The sequence below is a fragment of the Gilvibacter sp. SZ-19 genome (genome assembly GCF_002163875.1).
Classification (GTDB): Bacteria; Bacteroidota; Bacteroidia; order Flavobacteriales; family Flavobacteriaceae; genus Gilvibacter.
The window spans coordinates 1,494,389-1,516,005 of sequence record NZ_CP019333.1 but is presented as its reverse complement, the minus strand read 5'-3'; the positions used below and the strand labels follow the sequence as shown (position 1 = coordinate 1,516,005).

Below are 21,617 nucleotides of genomic sequence, written 5' to 3'. Positions count from 1 at the left end.
CATGAAGCGTATTTTATTACTGCTGATCCTCGCTATCTGCAATAGCGGGATACTTCAAGCCCAAGTTATTTATGAAGAATTTGCCTCCGAGCGATTGGGTGCAAATAGAAAGCTCAAGATCCAGCTCCCGCGAAGCTACAGCTCCGAAGAAGAAAAGGTCTATCCCATTGTCTTGGCATTAGACGGCAATTACCTCTTTGAGCCTGTAGCCGGAAACGTAGACTATTATTCGTATTGGGAAGATATGCCAGAGGCCATAGTTGTAGGTATCATGCAAGGCGGAGACCAGCGCTATGACGACTGTTATTACGACGACACTGAGTTTTTCCCCGCCGAGACAGGCGCTGCCTTTTTTGAGTTTATCGGTATGGAACTCATTCCATTTTTAGACGATAATTATCGCACTGCTAAGTTTGTGATCGCTGTGGGCCATGACTTTACGGCCAACTACATCAATTATTACCTCTTTAAAGAACCGCCTTTGTTTCAGGGTTATATCTCTTTGAGTCCCGATCTAGCTCCTCTTATGGATGAGCGCTTGGCTGAACGATTGCCTAGCATAGAGGACAAGATCTTCTATTACTTGGCCACTGGTACTGACGATGTTAAAGACCTTATGGAGATCTCCGTGGATCTCAACGAAAGACTCAAGGCAATTGATAGCCCTAACCTACAGTACTATTTTGACAATTTTGAAGGAGCAACGCATTATTCGCTGGTAGGGCGAGCAATTCCACGAGCGCTGGAACAGATTTTCCAGGTATACCGACCCATCAGCAAAAAAGAATACAAGGAAGTACTGCTTAAACTTCCCGGCTCTCCGTATGATTATCTTATAGAGAAATACGCGACCATCAAGGAGCTTTTTGGATTGGAGAACGACATTCGTGTAAAAGATTTTATTGCGGTAGCAACTGCTGCGGAGAAGACCCAGAAATGGGAAGCTCTGGGGCAGATCGCAAAGTTGGCCAGAAGTCAATACCCTGACACCGTTCTAGGTGATTATTATCTGGCGCGCTATTACGAGGAAATGGGAGAACCTAAAAAGGCCATGCGTACCTATCAAGGGGCTTATGACAAAGAAGAGGTGGATTTCATCACCATAGATATGATGCTCGATAAAGCAGACAAGATCAAAGAAGATTTTGGATGGTAAAAAAAAGCCCTGCAACTGCAGGGCTTTTTAATTACTATCGCACTACAATTTGCGTTACCTGCCAAGTTCCAGCAGTTTGATAGTGCAACAGATAGGTAGCTTTGGGATAGTTACTAAGGTCTAATTCCATCTGCGTAAAGCTGCGCTCAGTACTCCACAACAATCTTCCGAGCATATCATAGAGTTTTGCTCCAGTGATCTCTTGGGCTTCTGCCTGAAGCATCACATTGCCAGAAGTTGGGTTAGGATACGCTTTCATGCTTGTTGCTAACCCAGAGGTAGTAGGTCTCTTAAAATGCAACTCGAATCGGAATGGGTGATTTCCTTCGTCCGCAGTAAAATGGTAGGCTGTTTGGTTCAGGTCGGTCCAAACGTCTTGCTCTGTGTCGTAGAGGTAGAGATCGGATCTTTCAATAGCGACACCTTTTATCTCAGAAGCACTTATGCTAAATTCATGAAAGCCGCGTAGCTGGCTTGAGACTCCTAAAAATATAACCTGCTCATCATCAAAACGACCTAGCGATTGAATGCCTAGCTCGTCACCCCAGCGGGTATGAGAATAAACAGAAACATAGGTTGCCAATCGTTTGGCGTCATAGCCCGGGTTTACCGCTTCAGATTGTCCTTCTAAGAATCCAACAAGCGCAGTACTACTAGCCTGATAGGCCGCTGCTTGGAGTTGTATCCAGATTCTATCACCCTCCAAAACAGACTCCGCAGTACTCCTTAAGGTGTTGTTATTGAAATTGCGACGCATGCCGTTGTTAAATTCCGCAGTTCCTGCTGCCGTTGCCTTAACAGCAAAACCTTGCCCGGAGGCTATATACCTTGTGGGAACCTCACTTGGCGATGAAGCCGCAGCTATCCCACCAGTTAAATTGTAAACGGAAACATCTTCCATACTGTAGTTGAAATTCAAGTAACCCGGCAAACCAGCACTTGGCGCTGTATTGTGCTCCCAAAGATATACGGCGTCTATCATGGCATTGGCCTGAATGAAATCTACGGCATCTAAGGTGGATGCGTAGGGATTCCCCATCAGATTAAAACTGGCATCTCTGGAACCGTTGTACACTATCGGGAAAGCAATATTGCCGGAGTTCAAAGTACCTTGCGTATAATCCAAATCGTAGCTTAAACCAGCTTCGGTTGGTGTGGCTTGCGGGAATACCAAATATCCGGTTCCCGCATTCAAGGCCGATGTTGCTCCCAGTAAAATGCGGTCGTCCCCGTTGTCGTCAATGAAGACCTCAGCACTAGGAAACGCCAAGGCCACATCCGGATTCGGGCTAAAATTGGCGGCATTGTGTCCATAAGCTCGCCAGGCGGTGCTGTACACGCCATCTCTGCTCTCCGCAGACATTGGACTCGCCATAAGCATGAAATCTTTGGCCGCAAGTACAGGGGTGGATTTACGGACATTGATGCTGCCGTTGTTGATGGTTTGAGCGGTTGGATCCATTTGAACGACAGATCCTTCATGAGCTACTTCAAGATTCCCATCCACAGTGATATTAAAACTGGTTTCCAGGTAATCTCCTGTACCAATAGTAAGAGTTACTCCTGGATTGATGGTACATTCACAGGCCGAAATACTACCCTGGGTCGCGGTGTCATAATTGTCTGCAATTATTGCAGATGTGGTCTTATCTGGAACACCGGCAGACCAACTGCCACCACTCCAAGTTGTGGAACTGCTACAGCTGCCAATGACATCTGGCGTCACAACCACATTTACTGTTCTAAAAGAAGCAAAAAGAGCGCGCTCGCGCAGCCTTAAAAGGTATTGTTCTCCTGCCGATAGACCAGTAAAACTACCGTCATCACTAAAACAGTCAAGTTCTGTTCCCCCACAACTATCATAAAGGGTAAAATTCACTGTATTGGGAACTCCCGATAAATCCAGAGATCCATCCACAGGCATTTCAACGGTATACCATACATCTAAATTGGTATTACCTGCCGTGTCGCAACTGCCGTCCGTTGTTTCGGTTGCGCCTCTAAAATCAATTGAATAAACAATAGGGCTAACCGTACCCACAACCATTGCTGTAGCTTCGGCACAATCGTCATTAACTACGGTCTCAAAGGCCTGAATATCAAAATCATCTGCACTGGCAAAAAGGCCGCGCTCAGACATCCGAAGCACATAAGTTGTGCCAGCGGTTAGATCGTAAAAGAAACCATCATCTGAACCACAAGCTATATCTATCCCTCCGCAGCTGTCATAAAGCGTTCTGTAGACCGTATTGGGAATATTAGTTATTCTAACATTTCCATTGACTGGCATGGTAAATTCATACCAGAGGTCTTGCTGGGTATTGCCAGCCGCTTCACAGGGGCCATCAACAGATTCCGTTGCTGTTCGATAATCTAAAGTGGTATTGGTAACACTCTCGGTACTCACCACTAGGTTTATGCGATTGGCACATTCGTCATTAGCAGCAGTTTCAAAGGCCTCAATATCAAAGTCATCTGCACTGGCAAAAAGGCCGCGTTCAGACATCCGAAGCACATAAGTTGTGCCAGCTGTTAGATCGTAAAAGAATCCATCGTCAGATCCGCAGACCAGATCAACTCCGCCACAAGTATCATAAAGTGTTCTATAAACAGTATTAGGAATATTGGTTATTCTTATGTTTCCATTTACAGGCATTGTAAACTCATACCAGAGATCGTGCTGGGTGTTTCCTGCCGCTTCACAGGGACCATCGACAGATTCTGTGGCAGTTCTAAAATCTAGTGTAGTATTAGTGACATTACCTGTATTCACTACTATGGTGTTGCGATTAACACACTCATCGTTTACCGCAGTTTCAAAGGCTTGTATAGTAAAGTCATCTGCGCTGGCAAAGAGACTGCGCTCTGACATACGTAGCACATAGGTGGTTCCAGAGGTCAAGTTATAGAAGAACCCATCGTCTGAACCACAAGCCAAGTCTACACCACCACAACTGTCATAAAGGGTGCGAAATACTGTATTGGGAATTCCTGTAATACGAATGTTTCCATTCACAGGCATAATGAACTCGTACCACAGATCTAACTGATTTTGGCTAGCGGTCTCACAAGGCCCGTCAACCGATTCGGTTGCAGCACGGTAATCTAAAGGAGTTACCGTAGTGGTTGCTGTAGATACCGTCAATGCTTGTCGGTTTGCGCATTCGTCATTAGTTGCGCTGGCAAAGGCTTCCATTCTAAAATTCACGCTGCCGGCAAAGATGTCTCGTTCGGAGAGTCGATACACATAAGTGGTTCCCCCAACCAGATTATAAAAGAACCCATCGTCACCAAAGCATGCTAATTCGGTCCCTGAGCAGCTATCGTATAAGACAGAGCGGACGGTATTAGGAACATTGGTCACTCTCAGGTTTCCGCTTACCGGCATGGTAAACTCATACCATACATCCAGGTTCACTTGACTGGCAGTTTCGCAGGAAGCGTCTAAGGATTCTGTCGCGGTAGAGGTGTCTATGCTGAATTCGTTAAAACCTCCAACGCCAGGGCTAATTGTTAATCGGTCGGCACACTCGTCGTTTACAGCCTGCCCAAAAAGACTACTAGCGGGGAGAACTAGTAATAAAAAGAGTAATTTTTTCATTACGTACGGTTTATTTTGAGTGTTCAAGCTAACTGAAATCCTGAGCCTTAGCAGTATTTATTTAGTGAAGCGGCTCATTTTTTTAGTGAACTAAAATGACTGGCCAAAAATTCCTTTCAAAGAAGTCTTTTACAGATTTCTCGGGACGCAGAAATATGCCTATTTTCGGTCTTGATATGGCCAAGACCAAAACAGCATTTTTTTGCCAGCATTGTGGCAGCCAATACGCCAAGTGGCAGGGGCAGTGTAATTCATGTAAGCAATGGAACACCATTAGCGAAGAAGTGCTCCAAAAGGCCGAAAAGTCTAAGACTTGGGAAACGGCAACCACATCTTCTAAGCGTGCTCCTCAACCAGTAAAGATCTCAGAGATTTCCCTTGAGACTCAAAGACGTATTGCGACGGGCAATGCGGAATTAGATCGAGTGCTTGGAGGTGGTTTGGTTCCAGGCTCCTTGGTACTTCTGGGAGGAGAACCCGGAATAGGGAAAAGTACTTTAATGCTCCAAGTAGCCCTACAACTCAAAGCCAAGACCTTATATGTCTCCGGAGAAGAAAGTGCACAGCAAATAAAAATGCGTGCCTCTAGATTGGCCGAGAATACAGACAACTGCCTGATCTTGACCGAAACGCAAACACAACAGATCTTTAGACATATTGGCGAAGTACAACCAGAGATCCTGGTGATCGATTCGGTACAAACCATACATACCAACCATATAGAAAGTGGTGCGGGAAGCATTTCACAGATCCGTGAAAGCACTTCAGAGCTCTTACAGTTTGCTAAGGAAACCAACACCCCCGTGATCTTAATAGGGCATATCACTAAAGATGGTAACATTGCCGGCCCAAAGATCTTGGAACATATGGTAGATACCGTGCTGCAATTCGAAGGCGATCGAAATCATGTGTATCGCCTGCTCAGAGCACATAAGAACCGTTTTGGTTCCACCAACGAACTCGGCATATTCGAAATGCAAAGCAGCGGATTAAGAGAAGTGACCAATCCGTCAGAAATACTGCTTTCACAATTCAGCGAGCCCATGAGCGGGACAGCAGTTGCCGCCACTTTAGAAGGTATGCGTCCGCTACTTATAGAAGTGCAAGCCTTGGTTAGCAGTGCAGTTTACGGAACCCCGCAACGCTCGGCTACAGGTTTTAACGTCAAGAGACTCAATATGCTTTTGGCCGTACTAGAAAAAAGAGCTGGTTTTAAACTCGGAGCCAAAGATGTCTTTCTAAACATCACCGGTGGAATTCGCGTGGAAGACCCAGCGATTGACTTGGCCTTAACGGCAGCTGTACTTTCTTCTAATGTGGATATAGCTGTAGATAGATCACAGTGTTTTGCTGCGGAGGTAGGCCTCTCTGGCGAAGTCCGAGCAGTTACACGTATAGAGCAACGCATCTCCGAAGCGGAAAAACTGGGCTTCGAAAGGATCGTTATCTCAGATCAGAACAAAGTGAATGCCAGCGACTACACTATAGAAGTTGTTAAAATAGCCAAGGTTGCAGATCTGGTTAGGATCTTATTTGGTTAGGCTGCCGGATTTGGCATGCGGCTGTGCACCTCGTTGATCTCTCGGATCACCTCCTCAGAAAGCTGAATCTCTATACTTTCTATATTCTCCTTTAGTTGCTCTAAGCTGGTCGCACCGATAATATTCGAAGTCATAAATGGCCTGTCATTTACAAAGGCCAAGGCCATCTGTGTTAAACTCAGACCGTGCTTTTCTGCAATATCTTTGTACGCCTGGGTTGCTGCAAGAGAACCTTCACCATTATAGCGGTTGTAATTTGGGAACAAAGTAACGCGAGCTCCCGCAGGCATGGCCCCGTTAAGGTATTTACCGCTGAGTACACCAAAAGCCAAAGGAGAATAGGCCAAATAGCCAATGTCTTCCATTTGAAGCACCTCAGAAAGACCAATCTCATCTCTGCGCTGCAGCAAGCTGTAGGCATTTTGAGTAGAAACGATCTTAAGTTTGCCTTTGCGGTGTTCTTCCATATATCGCATAAGTCCAAAAGGAGTTTCATTACTCACCGCAATATGTCGGATTTTACCAGACTTCACATGGACTTCTAAACGGTCTAAGATCTCGCCAATATTATCTTCCCAGCGAGCATTTGGCTTGTGGTTGTAGTCGCGAACCCCAAAGATATTCACTGCTCTTTCTGGCCAATGTAACTGATACAGATCGATATAATCTGTTTGTAAGCGAGTCAAACTCTTGTGCAAAGCATCTTCTAAGGCATCCGCAGAAAAACCAAGGTTCGGCCTAATGTGCTTAAAGGTTGGGCTGGGTCCTGCTATCTTGGTTGCCAAAATGACCTTGTCTCTATTGTTGCGCTCGGCAAACCAGTTACCAATGATAGTCTCTGTGCTTCCTTGCGTTTCTGGACGCCCCGGCACCGAATACATCTCTGCAGTATCGATAAAGTTTACGCCCATATCTAGGGCCATATCCATCTGCGCAAAACCTTCGTCTTGGGTGTTCTGCTGGCCCCATGTCATACTGCCAAGGCAGATCTTGCTTACTTCTATTTCGGTTCCTGGAAGTTCTTTATATCTCATTCAACAGCAATTATCAGTTTAAAAATCGAGCTCTACCATATGCGGGCAATGGTCACTGTGTACGGCCTCTGACAAGATCACCGCACGTTTGATATTCTCTTTTAAAGGCTCAGATACCAAATTGTAATCAATGCGCCAGCCTTTGTTGTTTGCTCTGGCATTTGCGCGATAGCTCCACCAAGTGTAGTTATGAGGCTCTTTGTTCAAGTGTCTAAAGGAATCTACAAAACCACTTTTCATAAAAGCGTCTAGCCAAGCGCGTTCTTCCGGCAAGAATCCGGACACTTTTTTATTGCGGACGGGATCGTGAATGTCGATAGCCTCGTGACAAATGTTGTAATCACCGCCAATGACCAAGTTGGGCACCTCTTTCTTTAAGTCATCGATATAAGTTCTGAAGTCGTCCATATACTTGAACTTATGTCCCAAACGGGCATCGTTGGTACCGCTAGGTAAGTACAAACTCATTACAGAGACCTCATCAAAATCGACACGTAAGTTGCGACCTTCGCTATCCATGTAATCAATCCCAGTGCCGTAAACTACATTTTTGGGTTCGTGCTTGGACAGTACAGCTACTCCGCTGTAACCCTTCTTTTCTGCGCTGAACCAATAATGGTACGGATAGCCTGCAGCTTCTAAAGCGGCAGTATCTACCTGCTCTTGCATGGCTTTGGTCTCTTGAATTAAAAACACATCCGGATCTGCGGCTTGTAACCAATCTGTTAGGCCTTTGTTCATGGCCGCGCGTATTCCGTTTACGTTGTAAGAAATGATCTTCATAAAATAAGTTGTTATTGCCAGCGCAGAACAGCGACTATCCCTGAAAAATAGTACGGCTGGCGAATATGCTAAGTTAAGACAGTATTGTACATTTACTGAAGCGGTAAGTCATAAATTTTCATTAACAAATCAACAAAATAATTCTACTTCCTTTCAGTTTTATATATAGCTTGATTAAATGCCTTAGGGTGCGCCAAACTTTACTTGTAATCGTATTGCTGATCTGCCAGGGAACCTTTGCCCAGGATAAACTGCGTCGCAGTATTCGAGTAGCCGCCCAAGACAGTCTGGTGGTGGATTCGGTGAGTATCAATCCGAATTTCTTTGAGGTGTATACTGCGGATGGACAACTGCTAGACGCCTCTCAATACGAAATAGACTTTACCCGCGCTCGCTTGCGATTCAAAACGGCCACCCCAGCTGACTCTGTTGAGATCCGCTATCTGCGTTACCCAGAATTTCTCACCCGTCGTTATGCAAATCTAGACCCGAATCTAATTGTGACCAACAGTGGCAACCTAGACAGATTATACAGCCTACAGCAGGCCACTACCCAGCGAAATAGTACGCCCTTTCAAGGCCTTAATGCCAACGGGAGCATTACCCGAGGCGTAACCATTGGGAACAATCAGAATGCGGTGGTAAATTCAGAATTAGACCTGCAGATCACTGGCCGACTCAGCGAAAAAGTGTCTATTAGAGCTTCCATACAAGACGCCAATATTCCTACTCAAGAAGGCGGTTACTCACAAAATTTGGATGAGTTTGATCAGATATTCGTAGAGCTTTACGGCGATAATTGGAACATTCGCGCAGGGGATATAAACTTAATTCAAAGCGGAACCTATTTTGGGAATTTCACCAAGAAGATCCAAGGGATATCTATTGGAGGAACCTTAAAACACAAAGATAGTAGTGAATCTCGATTTGGAGTGGCTGGGGCTTTGGTACGCGGGGTTTTTAGCCGCAGCACTTTTACAGGACAAGAGGGAAATCAAGGGCCTTATAAACTTGTTGGCCCCAATGGGGAATTGTTCATTCTGATCATTTCTGGAAGTGAACGCGTCTTTGTGAATGGCTTGCTTTTGGAGCGCGGTGAGAACAAGGACTACGTAATAGATTACAATGCCGGTGAAATTCGTTTTAACCCTACTTTCCCTATCAATGCCTCTATGCGTATCGTGGTGGAATATCAGTTCACCGATCGCAATTACACCCGCTTTATCGGGTATGGAGAAGGTGGTTATAAACGCGATAATTTTGAGATCAGCGCTTATGGTTATAGTGAATCCGACGCAAAGAATCAGCCCCTACAGCAAAACTTGACCGAAGATCAAGTAGCCGTGCTTCAGGCGGCTGGAGACGATCTGAGCTTAATGAATGCGCCTTCTACTGTGCCAGACACCTTTTCTGAGAATAAGATACTTTATCGTCGTGAAACTATAGGAGGCATAGAAGCATTTGTGTTCTCTGACAATCCAGATGATGAACTTTTCAATGTTCGATTCAGCTTTGTAGGGCCTAATAACGGGAATTACATTATCCAATCAGAAAATACCATAAGCAGGATCTTTGAGTTTGTTCCCCCGGTAGGCGGTGTGCCTCAAGGAGATTACGCCCCAGTAGTTCCTTTGGTAGCACCAACCCTGCTTCAAGTTGGTGGTCTTTACGGTAGCTATAGCCCCTCAGAAAAAACACAAATTGGTTTTGAGCTCAGTGCTAGCCGCAGTGACCGGAATTTGTTCTCCGATATAGACGATGACAACAACAACGGTTTGGCAGCACGATTGACCCTAGCACAAAGATTGCTGGCCAAAGACAGTCTTGCGACACGATTAGACGCCTTTGCCAATGTCAATTATCTACAAGAAGAATACCAGTCCATAGAACGGCTTTTTAATGTGGAATTTACCCGAGACTGGAACCTCTTTATGCCCGATGGAGATCAAACCTATGCCATTGGAGGTTTAGAAGGAGCTCTTAAGAAATGGGGTGCTGCTCGCTATGAATTTCAATACTTGAATTTTGACGGCAGTTTTAACGGGTCTAGACATGTACTGACCAGTAATTTGCAACATAAAAAAACACAGGCCTTGATCTCTGCGAGTATACTCAATAGTAGCGGAGACAGCTTGGATTCGGAATTTGCAAGAGTCTTTGTAAATGCCAGACAAAATCTGGGCAAGTATTGGGCTGGTGGAAAGTTCAATTTTGAGGACAACCAACAACGTGCGGTGGTCAACGATTCGCTTACACCATTAAGTCAGCGTTTTAGTGAATATCAGGCCTACGCAGGCGTAGGTGATTCTACTAAAGTCTATTTAGAAGTAGGTTATATAAATCGCGTCACCGACAGTGTGATGAACAACAGTTTAGAACGGGTAGCGAAGGCCGCCTCTTACTACGCCAAGACCCGGATCTTAAATACACAAGCCACGCAATTAAGCCTTATTGCCAATTATCGCCGAACGCGCTTTGAACAAACCGAGATGCCAGACGAACAAGTACTCAATGGCCGTTTGAGTTACAATCAGCGGTTGTGGCAAGGCGCCTTGGTAGCCACTACTCTTTTTGAATCTAACAGCGGAGTAGTGCCGCAACAAGAATTCACCTATGTTGCTGTAGAACCCGGGCAGGGAATTTACACCTGGAACGATTATAACGGCAACGGCATACAAGAATTGGACGAATTTGAGATTGCGCAGTTTCAAGACGAGGCTGAATATGTCCGTGTGCTTTTGCCCAACAGAACCTTTGTACCCATAAATCAAAACGCCTTTAGCCAGAGCATCACCTTACAGCCCAAACAATGGGCTACCAGCGAGAACAAGTTCAAGAAACTCTTGTCTAAATTTTACAATCAAGCCTCTTATTTGGTTGATCGCAAAGTAAGGCGTAATGATGGACGCTTTAAGATCAATCCTTTTGAGGATGGCGGCGATGACCAATTAGGTTTGCAACTCAATTTTAAGAATGTGCTCTTTTTTAATAGAGGAAAACAACGATATACAACCAGTTATACCTATCTGAATACTGCAAATAACAACTTACTGGCCACAGGATTGCAAGAGAATCGTTTGCGCAGTCACCAGCTTAATTTCAATCATAAAATTGGAACATTCTTTCTACTCAATGCCAGAAGTATATGGTCTGAAAATGAAAGCCTGGCAGAAAACTTCCCGAGTCGCAATTTTAGTATCGAGGTGGAAACCTACAATCCGAAGCTATCTTACCTCTGGAATAAAACCACTCGTTTAGACCTGGGGTACACCTTTACCGGAAAGGCCAATTCCATAGGAGAAGAAGCCTTGGATCAACACAGATTTACGCTGCTGTTCGCCTACAACAAATCACAGAACGCCTCCATTACCGCAGAGTTCAATTATATAGATAACAGCTTTAGCGGCAGTACCTTTTCTCCTGTCGCTTATCAGATCTTAGAAGGCTTACAGCCAGGAAGCAACTTTACTTGGAATCTGCTATTGCAGCAAAAGATCACCAAATATTTAGATGCTAACCTCTCTTACTTCGGACGTAAAAGCGAACAATCCAAAGCCATACACACAGGTAGCGTGCAGCTGAGGGCCTTTTTCTAATTCGGTACGTTCTTTGTACTTTGTGATTTCAAACCTCCATATATGAGACCTTTATTATCACTATTTGCCTTTGTATTCTGTGTTGCTGCCTCTTGCAATTCGGGCCAGCAAGCAAAGGAAGACTCCGCAGCAAAAGCCGCTAAAGAACAAATGATGACAGCAGAAGGATATCAAGCTGCTACTGTAGTGGTTCAGGCAGAAAGCTCTGGCTGTCCAGTAGTGCTTAAACTAGAAAATGAATACGTAGACCCCATAGACCTGAAAGACGAATTCAAAACAGATCAATTGGAGGTTTGGGTTAAGTTCAGTCGTTTAAGACGTATGAACCGCTGCGATATGGCAGGCCCGGTAAGTATCACTGAGATACAAAAAAAGGCGGAATGAAAATTCCGCCTTTTAGGATTGGTTGGTTAGTTAATTACTTAACTATGATTCGCTTAACTTTTCCGTAGTTGGCGTTACCAACACGTACAAGATAAACTCCACTAGAAACATAAGACATGTCTAGCGTATAAGTGAAAGTCCCTCCTTGATTCGCGATCATGTTAGAAAGGATCTTTTGTCCCATTACGTTGTGTACCTGAATGTTAAGGTCTGAAGTAATTTGTGGGTTACTCAAAGTAACTTGGAAAACCTTCTGATCTGAGCTACTGATGATCAAGTCAGCATCGGCAATTCCTTGCTCGTCCACACCAAGAACACCGGTAACATTAGCAGTGTAATCGTTGGTACGACCAAATTGCAAGTCATCACAAGGATCTAATACATTACCATCTCCACTAGTGTCCTCTCCACGAACACGCATAAGGTGCTCTCCGGTAGTTAGACCAGGGAATACAGATAGGTCAATGTTGAAAGGGAAGTCTGTATCGGCTGTAGCAACACTTCCGGACTCTACGATCTCGGTAGGTTCGAAAACAAAGTTGTCGTTCCAGTCGATCCACATCGCATAAGAAGAATCTGGCCATCCCATCTGAAGCACTCCATCGTAGGGATTGTCCTCTAGCATGAAAGTAAATACGATATCCGTATTGTCAGCGTATCCGGTAGAGTTACAATCTACAATGATATCCTGATCTGCAAGCTGTAGCATGGTTACCCCATCGCCAAAGCCTTCGCAGTTACCTTCTGGCTGGCAAACAGTGTTCTCTACCTCAACAGTTATTGCATCGTTAGAAGTGTCAGCATCTCCAGCAAGTGAAGTTCCTACTACAAACTCGTAAGTGGCAAGTGCAGAAAGGTCCGCTGTTGCTGTAAAAGTATAAGTGTCTGATTCACCACTGGCAATAGAACCTGTGTAAGTTTCAGAAACTGGAGTACCTCCATCTATAGCAAAAGAAACTGGAATAGTCGTTTGCGTCTCGCCTCCGAAGTTAGTGATAGTAACTGTTACCGTCTCTGCAGCAGTTAGACCAGATCCAGAAGAAGGACTGTTAAGTGCAGTTACACCTACATCATTAGCCTCTAGGTAGGTCACTTCTTTAGAAATACCGTCGTTTGCAGCAAACTCATCTCCAGCAAGAGCAGTGCTCGCGTTAATTACGTAAGTAGTTCCTATAGTACCAAGGTCTGCAGTAGCAGTAAAGGTATAGGTCACATTACTTGAAGGTGGAATTGGCCCAGCAACGATCTCTGTCACATCGGTTCCTCCATCTACGTTGAAAGAAACAGGTACGTTAGTTTGCTCAACCAATCCGAAGTTACGAACAACTACCTCTACAGTTTCTGTAGAAGAAAGTGTTCCACTGTCTGGTTGTACTATAGCGATCACCCCAGTATCATTGTCTAGGTCTGGCGCTAATTTGAATACTCCTACGATGTTAGCACGACCTCCAGAGATCACTTGCTCATTAACAAAGTAGAAGGTTTGATCGTCTGCAGGGTCCACATCGATCTTGCTATAGTCTCCCGCGCGGAAGTTTGGAAGGTTCCCCACTCCAGGCTCGATCAAAGTCTCTGCCACGGTCATTTCGCCAGGGGCATCCGTAGAAAAACGTCCGGTATAGTAAGAACTTACACGAACAGTAGTTGGAGTAGTTGGTCCTGACATACCCATATAACCCATACCGATATTACCGGCATTATCCATGATCATAGATCCCATCCAGGCGTGCTTTCCGTCTGGTGCGATATAAGTTCCTTCTTGGAACAAAGACCATGGTTGTCCATCGCCATCCTGACGCAATTCTACCCAACGAATAGCAGCGAGCTTGCCGGAAGTTGGGTCAGCATCTTCTACAAAGTTGAATACCGCAGAATTATACGTTGGAAACTTGCGGAACTGTGCCTGATTCATAATAGTTGATTGGATCGCATCGATCACAGCTCCACCACCTGGTTGCGGCAAGTTAGAGAAAGATCCTCCATCAAAAACTGAAGTAAATGGATCTAGAGGAATCTCTTGTTTCGCAGATACAGTAGAACTACCTGGGCTTGCCCAGTTCACATCAATTTCCCAAAGTCCGATGTGGTCATTTCCTGGATCAACGCCAGCAAAGGCATCATCCTGTAAGAAAACGATAGGAGCAGATCCTGTAGCAGGAAAGTTGTCGTTTGAAATGTTGAAAGCCTGAGGGCTGTAGAAACCATTGGTAGCAATTCCTGGTAATCCAAATGATAGGATCTGAGCCCCTGGATCTCCTGCAAGCATTGCATCACGCTCAAGAGCAGTTATACGCAAACTTGGTGAAGAAATATTGTCTGTAATGTAATAACCATCGCTCCATACAGAAAGTTTCTGATAATCATTAATGGTAGAAACCTCGTAAACAAACCAACCGGCAGTTAATGGGTCTGGCCCATCCGAAACGGCGATCTGAGCTCCCGCACCTAAGAATGTTACTACCCAGCGATCTGCATCGTTGTCATAAGAAACAGTAAGGTCACAACATCCTGGATCTGGAAAAATGTTAAGCGGCGAAAGTTGCCCTGTAAGCGGTGTTCCGTCCTTCTCGAAAATTCTAAATCCAGTGTTGAATACTGCGAAATAGTGATTAGGTCCAATAGCTCCGGCAGGATCCGTTGGCGAAGAAGAAGTGAAAGCAGAAGTAAAAGAAAAACCAGTTCCGCGAGTTGGGATCATCCCTGCTACAGAATAAGGGTCTCTTGTTTGTGCATTCGGGTCATACCCAAAGCCTTTTCCCGGTACAGATTTGATCCAGCTGGAACGAATACGCCCGTCTTGAGCTTCTTTAGCAACATTAGTCGCCGGAATTAGAGAGGAGCGAGAAGCAAGTGGCTCTACATAGGTCATCTTGTCAACTGTCCCAATTGATATCGGGCCTTGTTGCGCTTGAAGTGTTAGCACACCGAGCAACAACATTAGCACCGAAAGATAATTTTTCAGTCTCATGTTAAAGTTTAGTTTTTAGTCAGCACATTAGTTAAAAAGTCATCTAATGTACGTGCTTTCCACTAAAACAACAACGAATTGAGGCAATAATTTTGGGCTGAAATAGCAAATATCGCATTGATTATCAGCATAATAATGCGAATGCCCACATACTGATTCTCAAGGAATTCTCGCTAAGGTCTTGAAAGTAAACTTGTTAAATTTACCCTACTAAATTACTAGGGATTACTTGTTTAACCAAGTTTTGATCGCTACTGCTTCTGAGATGATACTACCCAGATCAGCAATGGCAACACGTTCCTGCTCCATAGAATCACGATGTCTGATAGTCACCGTTTTGTCTTCTAGGGATTGGTGATCTACGGTGATACAGAAAGGAGTACCCAGGGCATCTTGTCTTCGGTATCTTCTTCCTACCGCATCCTTTTCGTCATACAGCACATTGAACTCCCATTGCAGCTCGTCGATTATAGACTGCGCCAATTCTGGTAATCCGTCTTTCTTTACTAACGGAAGTACTGCCGCTTTAACCGGAGCCAAGACCGCCGGCAATTTTAGCACTGTACGTGAGTTACCGTCTTCTAGTTGCTCTTCTTCTAAACTGTGAGAGAGCACTGCCAAGAACATACGATCAAGACCAATAGAGGTCTCCACCACATAAGGTACATAACTTTCACCCAGTTCTGGGTCAAAGAACTGAAGTTTCTTGCCCGAGTGTTCTTCGTGTGCTTTGAGGTCAAAGTCAGTTCTGGAGTGTATTCCTTCTAATTCCTTGAATCCGAAAGGGAAGTTGAACTCAATATCTGCTGCTGCATTGGCGTAATGCGCCAATTTCTCATGATCGTGGAAACGGTAATTGTCGGCACCCATACCCAATGACAAATGCCATTTAAGTCGGGTCTCTTTCCAGTATTCGTACCACTTGAGTTCTTCGCCTGGTCGCACAAAAAATTGCATTTCCATCTGCTCGAATTCTCGCATTCTAAAGATGAACTGTCGCGCCACGATCTCGTTTCTAAAGGCTTTTCCGGTTTGGGCAATTCCAAATGGGATCTTCATGCGACCGGTCTTCTGAACGTTCAAGAAATTCACAAAGATTCCCTGTGCGGTTTCCGGACGCAGATAAAGATCGGTTGCAGATTCGGCAGAGGCTCCGAGTTTAGTCCCAAACATAAGGTTGAACTGCTTCACATCGGTCCAATTCTTAGATCCAGAAACAGGATCTGCGATCTCTAACTCTTCGATCAAAGCTTTGACATCGGCCAGGTCTTCTTTGTCTAAAGAACGCGCCATGCGTTCCAAGATCTCCTTTTGCTGGGTTTGGTATTTAATGACCCGTGGATTGGTTTCCACAAATTGCTGCTCGTCAAAGCTGTCTCCAAAACGCTTGCGCGCCTTCGCGATCTCTTTTTGCGCTTTCTGATTGAGCTTCTCGCAATAATCCTCAATGAGCACATCGGCACGATAACGCTTTTTGGAATCCTTGTTGTCTATCAGTGGGTCGTTAAAAGCATCTACGTGCCCAGAAGCTTTCCAGGTGGTTGGATGCATAAGGATAGCAGCGTCTATCCCTACAATATTCTGGTGCATATACACCATAGATTTCCACCAGTAGTCGCGGATGTTCTTTTTTAACTCTACCCCGTTCTGAGCGTAGTCGTAAACAGCGCTAAGGCCGTCATAGATCTCACTGGATCCAAAGATATATCCGTATTCTTTTGCGTGCGATATGACGCGCTTGAATTGATCGTCGTTTTGTGCCATGGCGCAAAAATAAAAAAAGCCACCACGATAGCATCGCAGTGGCTCTGTTTTTTTAAAGGCTACTAATTACTTGAGCGTAAGGGTGGTCGAGGCCACTTGTTTTGCTCCGTCAAACACGTTGATCGTGTAAAGACCGTCTACTAGATCTTCTTCTGCCGCCTTGACCATAACGCAAACGTCTAGTTCTTCGTTCTCATAGAACACTTTGGTCGTTGCACTGTAGGTCAGTGAGGTCTCATCCTCAAAATTCATAACCGCTTTGTCTCCCAAAACGTTGTTCTTCGGATTGATAACTTGCACCAATAGCAAACGATCACCTGGCTTGGCAATAGCGTTCTCAGTTAGTGTAAAACAAGAACGGATCTGATCTGCACGACTGGCGCGACGTGTATCTACAATTCGACCACTGTTGCGCACAATAACGGCTTCTGCAGCTAGGTCTGCTACTTTTACTTCCGCTCCTTTTGCAACGGTCTCTGCCAGAGTTTGGTTCTCAATTGCTACAGAATCAACTGTTCTTAATGTCTGAGACAAGATGGTCGCTGTACTGTCTCTTTCTGTAAGCAGTACTTGGTTTAGCGCGATCAAACTGTCGGCACGCTTAAAGAGTTCCAGACGCTCATTTTTAAGACGCCCGATCTCAGAGCGGTAACGACGGATCAAAGCCATGTTAGCTTCTGAGTCCTTAACCGAATCCAATAGCACCTGAATGCGTTCTTTGGCAGCCAATAGATCCTTGTCTTTAATATCATTCTCCTGGATCACCACATCGTATTCCTTGATCAGCGATTCCAGCTCAGCCTCGATCTTTACTTTATCTTCGGTAAGGCTGTTGGTGGTTTCACGGCTGCTGTTGTATAAACTTACCGTGTAAATGCCTAAAGCGATTAGTAAAAAGGCCAATACGCCTATTAGCACTTTAAATTTGGTTGTGCTGTTTTCTGTACTCATGATATAATTATTTGTTATATTTCATTGATTGTGAGAATGCAAAGGTAGCAGTCACTTCCCATATAACGCCTCTTTTTGGCGAATAATCCTTTCTAAAATGTTAAAGCTGTTTTTTCCGCACCTATGTTGCGGTTGTGACCGTAGACTTGCTAATGGTTCGCAGGTCTTGTGCGTTAATTGTCAGAATGAACTGGCTATTTGCTTCCCAAAGAATATCAAAAATAATCTGTTTACCCAAAGATTCTATGGCCTTTTGGATCTAGAGAGCGGTTTTTCGCTCTTGCGGTTTGAACAAACCAATCTTACACAACGCTTATTGCACCAACTCAAATACAAAGGGCAGCAACAATTAGGGTCTTATTTTGCGCTTCGGATGGGAACCTTGCTGAATCAACTGGAAGTGAAGCCCGAGTTTGATTTAATTGTACCTGTACCACTCAGCAAAAAAAGATTGCGAAAACGTGGCTATAATCAAGTAGATCAGTTCGCTGCGGATTTGGCCGAGACACTCCAAACTCAAGTAGCTCTTAAGGCTTTGGAGCGTATAGACAGCGCACGATCTAGCGTAAAACTGAATCGCAAACATCGTTTTGAACGGGAGCATCGGTTTAAATGCAGCAGATCATTTGAACCTCAAGCAGGTATGCACATATTATTAGTGGACGATGTGATAACCACCGGAGCCACCTTAGAAGCCTGTGCAAAAGTGCTGTTAAACGCTGCGGATGTACGCCTGAGTTTTGCTACTATTGCGATAACCGAATAAGCTGAACCAAAAAAGTAGCGGTATAGTCCGTAAAAAAACAGAGATAGTTGTTACTTTGCCGATTATGAAATGAGCACAAACAAATTTAGTTATTAGCATACCCGTTGCTATAATTAAGATTTTTGTGCGAAAGCGAAGCGGTTGATCTATGCAAATATTTTTTATTTGCTTGACAACCAAGGGAATAAAAATTTTTAAATAGATGAAATTGCCCGCCTTTTGTAAAGCACTTTTAGCGATCGCAGTGACCGCCCTTTTAGCCTTGAGCCCTGCTTCTTGTGCAAAAAAAGGCAGCCCAGAAGGTGGCCCTAGAGATACCATTGCTCCCGTTGTTATTCGCACTGTTCCGGAAAACTACAGCGTGAATTTTGACGCTAAGGAAATCCGGATCTATTTTGATGAGTATATCAGGCTCAACAACGCCTCGCGGCAAATGATCGTTTCGCCACCTTTTGATAATCCACCAGATATTTCACCCTTGGGTGCTGCCAAGTTCATCAAGATCAAGATCAACGATACCTTGAAGCCCAATACTACTTACGCCATAAACTTTGGAAAGAGTATCGCAGATAATAATGAGAACAACGAATATCCCTATTACCGTTATGTTTTCTCAACCGGCAGTTATATAGACAGCCTATCGGTAAGCGGTCGTGTTAAAGATGCCTTTTTGCGCGAGCCAGAAAAAGATCTTACGGTCATGTTGTATCAGGTAGATTCTACCTATACCGACTCCGTGGTCTTTTTAGAAAAACCTTACTATATCACCAATGTGACCGATAGTACCTCGAGCTTTGCACTAGAGAATTTAAAGGCAGGAAAATACCTGCTCACGGCCATGAAGGACTCTAACTTCAATTACACCTTTGAGCCTGGGCAAGACAAGATCGGCTATCTGAATCAGTACATTGAAGTCCCTGCAGATACAACTTACGAGCTGTCTTTATTTAAGGAGGTCTTGGATTATAATTTGGAGCGTCCCGTTCAAGTTTCTGGAGGGCAAGTGCTGTTTGGTTATCGCGGTGCTGCTGATAGTCTAAAGGTAGCATTATCAGCTCCAGCCAATGGTTTTGAGACCAGACAGACCAAAGACCAAGAAAGAGACAGTATTCGTTTGTGGATCCGCCCAAAGATCAAAGCAGACAGTCTGATCTTCCACGCTAAGAACCAAGACCTTTTAGACACCTTGGTGCTGCGTTGGAGAGATTTTAATCTGGACACGCTGAATGTCCGTGCAGAGAAATCCGGACGTATCGATTTTGATCAGGTATTCGCTTTAAAAAGTGACACGCCTATAGACAGTGTACTGCCAGAACTAATCAAGATCACCAATAAGGATTCGATGCAGATAGTCTTTGACTACAAGATTGACAGCCTATACAATCGCGTGGAGTTCCCTTTCGAATACAAGGAATCTCAAACCTATAATATAGAGATCCTACCAGGTGCCTTGACCGATTACTTTGGCAATAAGAATGACACCTTGAACTACCGTGTAGCCACGCAGAATTATAGCGATTTCGGTACCCTTACAGTAAACCTTGCCAACGTGAAGTCTTATCCTGTGATCGTGGAGCTGGTCAAATCCAACGGCGACCTAGATGACTCCTATTATCTTACAGCAGCCAAGCCTGTAAAGTTTCAATACATTGCACCAGGGGAATATTACATACGCGTTATTTACGATCTAAATGGTAACGGCCGCTGGGATCCGGGTAATTTTTTAAACAAGACGCAGGCAGAGCCTGTTTTCTACACCCAAGGCGCAGAAGAAATGAATTCTAACTGGATTCGAGAGGTGACCTTTAGACTTCCAGATTAAAAGAATCTCTATCGTCTAAAAAGCGGAGCTTGTCGCGTACTTTTTGCAGATACGCAGCGTCTAGTTCAACTATTTGAGCAATGGTCGATTCAAAATCCGCAGTAGAAATCAGCTCCCCGAGAGGATCATAAACTGCAGAATGTCCAACATATGGATAGCCGTTACCGTCTTCTCCAATTCGGTTTACTCCAACACAATAACTCATGTTCTCAATGGCCCGCGCTTGCAAGAGTGTGTCCCAAGCCTTTATCCGAGTTTTTGGCCAATTAGCAACATAAAGCAACAGATCGTAATCCGAAGTGTTCCGCGCCCATACCGGAAAACGCAGATCGTAGCAGATAAGCGGACAGATCTGCCAACCGTTTAATTCCACTTGTAAGCGGTCGGTTCCTGGTGTGTAGACCTCATGTTCTCCCGCCAAAGTAAAACAATGACGTTTATCGTAGGTGCGAACTTCTCCGTCGGTATATACAAAAAGCAACCTATTATAGAATTTGTTGTTCTCTTTGATGATGATACTACCTGTGATGGCTGTGTTATGAGTTGCCGCCATCTGCTTCATCCACTGTGTAGTTGGGCCGTCTGGTTCCTCCCACAAGTCCGCAGCATTCATACTAAAACCCGTAGTGAACATCTCGGGCAAGACCACCAGATCGCAAGGCTTTGTCAATTCTGACAGTATGTTTTCAAAAAGCATTCGATTGGCTTGCGGATTCTCCCAAACCAGATCCTGCTGCAAAATTGCAAGGGTTAAATTGGGCTTCTTATTCATAAGATGCAATTAAAGCCACCAAATTTGAAAATCCCTGCATTTGAGCATGATCCTTTGCAGTGAGACCTCTTTCGTCTTTTTGACCAGTATCGGCGCCATTTTCTAACAATAAAGCCACGAGTTCTTCTTTATTGAACATGGCCGCATAGATAAGCGCTGAAGCTCCATTGAAATTCGTCTTGTTGACATCGGCCCCCGCTTGGATAAGCATTTTAGCTATATTCAAATAGCCTTTAAAACAAACCCCCATCAAAGCCGTATTCCCGGCTTGATCTTGGGCATTGATCTCTGGGTTGCGCTTTAAAAGATACTCCACTACGGCTTCGTGTCCGTAATATGTTGCAAGCAACAAGGCCGTAGATCCGCGTTGATCTTTCCAGTTCAACAAGTTCGGTTGGGTGTTCAAATAGGCCTCAATGTCCTTTAAACGGGCCTCGCGTACAGCATTGATAAATTCAGCTTCCATAGTATTACTGTTC

At 44.6% G+C, this 21,617-nt stretch carries 14 protein-coding genes; 6 read left to right on the top strand and 8 right to left on the bottom strand.

Translation table 11 applies throughout. From position 1 onward, the window contains the following. Position 1 precedes the first annotated feature (1 nt). A complete protein-coding gene (locus BTO09_RS06915) occupies positions 2-1,156 on the top strand; it encodes an alpha/beta hydrolase (RefSeq protein WP_087524078.1) in 1,155 nt (384 codons plus the stop codon). A 34-nt stretch (positions 1,157-1,190) separates the two neighbouring features. Here the strand turns inward: BTO09_RS06915 and BTO09_RS06910 are convergent, their stop codons facing one another. Next, on the bottom strand, positions 1,191-4,757 hold the full coding sequence (locus tag BTO09_RS06910) for a T9SS type A sorting domain-containing protein (RefSeq protein WP_087524077.1): 3,567 nt from the start codon (positions 4,755-4,757) through the stop codon (positions 1,191-1,193). A 176-nt stretch (positions 4,758-4,933) separates the two neighbouring features. On the opposite strand from BTO09_RS06910, the gene radA reads away from it, so the two are divergent. Next, positions 4,934-6,298, top strand: coding sequence for a DNA repair protein RadA (gene radA, locus BTO09_RS06905; RefSeq protein ID WP_087525510.1), 1,365 nt, complete (start codon positions 4,934-4,936; stop codon positions 6,296-6,298). On the opposite strand, the gene BTO09_RS06900 is transcribed toward radA, so the two are convergent. Together BTO09_RS06900 and BTO09_RS06895 are read right to left on the bottom strand one after the other, a co-directional pair. Next, the gene (locus BTO09_RS06900) at positions 6,295-7,332 is read right to left on the bottom strand and encodes an aldo/keto reductase (RefSeq protein WP_087524076.1); all 1,038 of its coding nucleotides are present in this window, start codon (positions 7,330-7,332) and stop codon (positions 6,295-6,297) included. The genes radA and BTO09_RS06900 overlap by 4 nt on opposite strands. A gap of 18 nt (positions 7,333-7,350) precedes the next feature. After that, on the bottom strand, positions 7,351-8,115 hold the full coding sequence (locus BTO09_RS06895) for an exodeoxyribonuclease III (RefSeq protein WP_087524075.1): 765 nt from the start codon (positions 8,113-8,115) through the stop codon (positions 7,351-7,353). Positions 8,116-8,303: 188 nt separating this feature from the next. Here BTO09_RS06895 and BTO09_RS06890 point away from each other — a divergent pair, with 188 nt between their 5' ends. Next, complete coding sequence (locus BTO09_RS06890) at positions 8,304-11,711, top strand: hypothetical protein (RefSeq protein ID WP_087524074.1); 3,408 nt, start codon at positions 8,304-8,306, stop codon at positions 11,709-11,711. 42 nt (positions 11,712-11,753) lie between these two features. Next, complete coding sequence (locus tag BTO09_RS06885) at positions 11,754-12,095, top strand: hypothetical protein (protein ID WP_087524073.1); 342 nt, start codon at positions 11,754-11,756, stop codon at positions 12,093-12,095. A 34-nt stretch (positions 12,096-12,129) separates the two neighbouring features. Here the strand turns inward: BTO09_RS06885 and BTO09_RS06880 are convergent, their stop codons facing one another. The 3 genes from BTO09_RS06880 to BTO09_RS06870 all read right to left on the bottom strand — a co-directional run bounded on the left by BTO09_RS06880 (position 12,130) and on the right by BTO09_RS06870 (position 17,778). Further along, positions 12,130-15,063 (bottom strand): GEVED domain-containing protein, encoded by a 2,934-nt coding sequence (locus BTO09_RS06880; protein ID WP_087524072.1) that lies wholly within the window; start codon positions 15,061-15,063, stop codon positions 12,130-12,132. A gap of 225 nt (positions 15,064-15,288) precedes the next feature. Then, complete coding sequence (locus BTO09_RS06875) at positions 15,289-16,827, bottom strand: glycine--tRNA ligase (protein ID WP_087524071.1); 1,539 nt, start codon at positions 16,825-16,827, stop codon at positions 15,289-15,291. 66 nt (positions 16,828-16,893) lie between these two features. Then, on the bottom strand, positions 16,894-17,778 hold the full coding sequence (locus tag BTO09_RS06870) for a hypothetical protein (RefSeq protein ID WP_087524070.1): 885 nt from the start codon (positions 17,776-17,778) through the stop codon (positions 16,894-16,896). Positions 17,779-17,875: 97 nt separating this feature from the next. Between BTO09_RS06870 and BTO09_RS06865 the strand changes: the two genes are divergently transcribed. Together BTO09_RS06865 and BTO09_RS06860 are read left to right on the top strand one after the other, a co-directional pair. Beyond that, positions 17,876-18,544, top strand: coding sequence for a ComF family protein (locus BTO09_RS06865; RefSeq protein WP_087524069.1), 669 nt, complete (start codon positions 17,876-17,878; stop codon positions 18,542-18,544). Between the two features lie 202 nt (positions 18,545-18,746). Continuing rightward, on the top strand, positions 18,747-20,366 hold the full coding sequence (locus BTO09_RS06860) for an Ig-like domain-containing protein (RefSeq protein ID WP_087524068.1): 1,620 nt from the start codon (positions 18,747-18,749) through the stop codon (positions 20,364-20,366). Here the strand turns inward: BTO09_RS06860 and BTO09_RS06855 are convergent. Beyond that, positions 20,350-21,138, bottom strand: coding sequence for an amidohydrolase (locus BTO09_RS06855; protein ID WP_087524067.1), 789 nt, complete (start codon positions 21,136-21,138; stop codon positions 20,350-20,352). The two genes, BTO09_RS06860 and BTO09_RS06855, sit on opposite strands and share 17 nt — an antisense overlap. Next, positions 21,131-21,604: an ankyrin repeat domain-containing protein gene (locus BTO09_RS06850; protein WP_087524066.1), complete on the bottom strand. Its 474-nt coding sequence runs from the start codon at positions 21,602-21,604 to the stop codon at positions 21,131-21,133. The genes BTO09_RS06855 and BTO09_RS06850 overlap by 8 nt, the downstream gene beginning before the upstream one ends. Between the last annotated feature and the right edge of the window lie 13 nt (positions 21,605-21,617).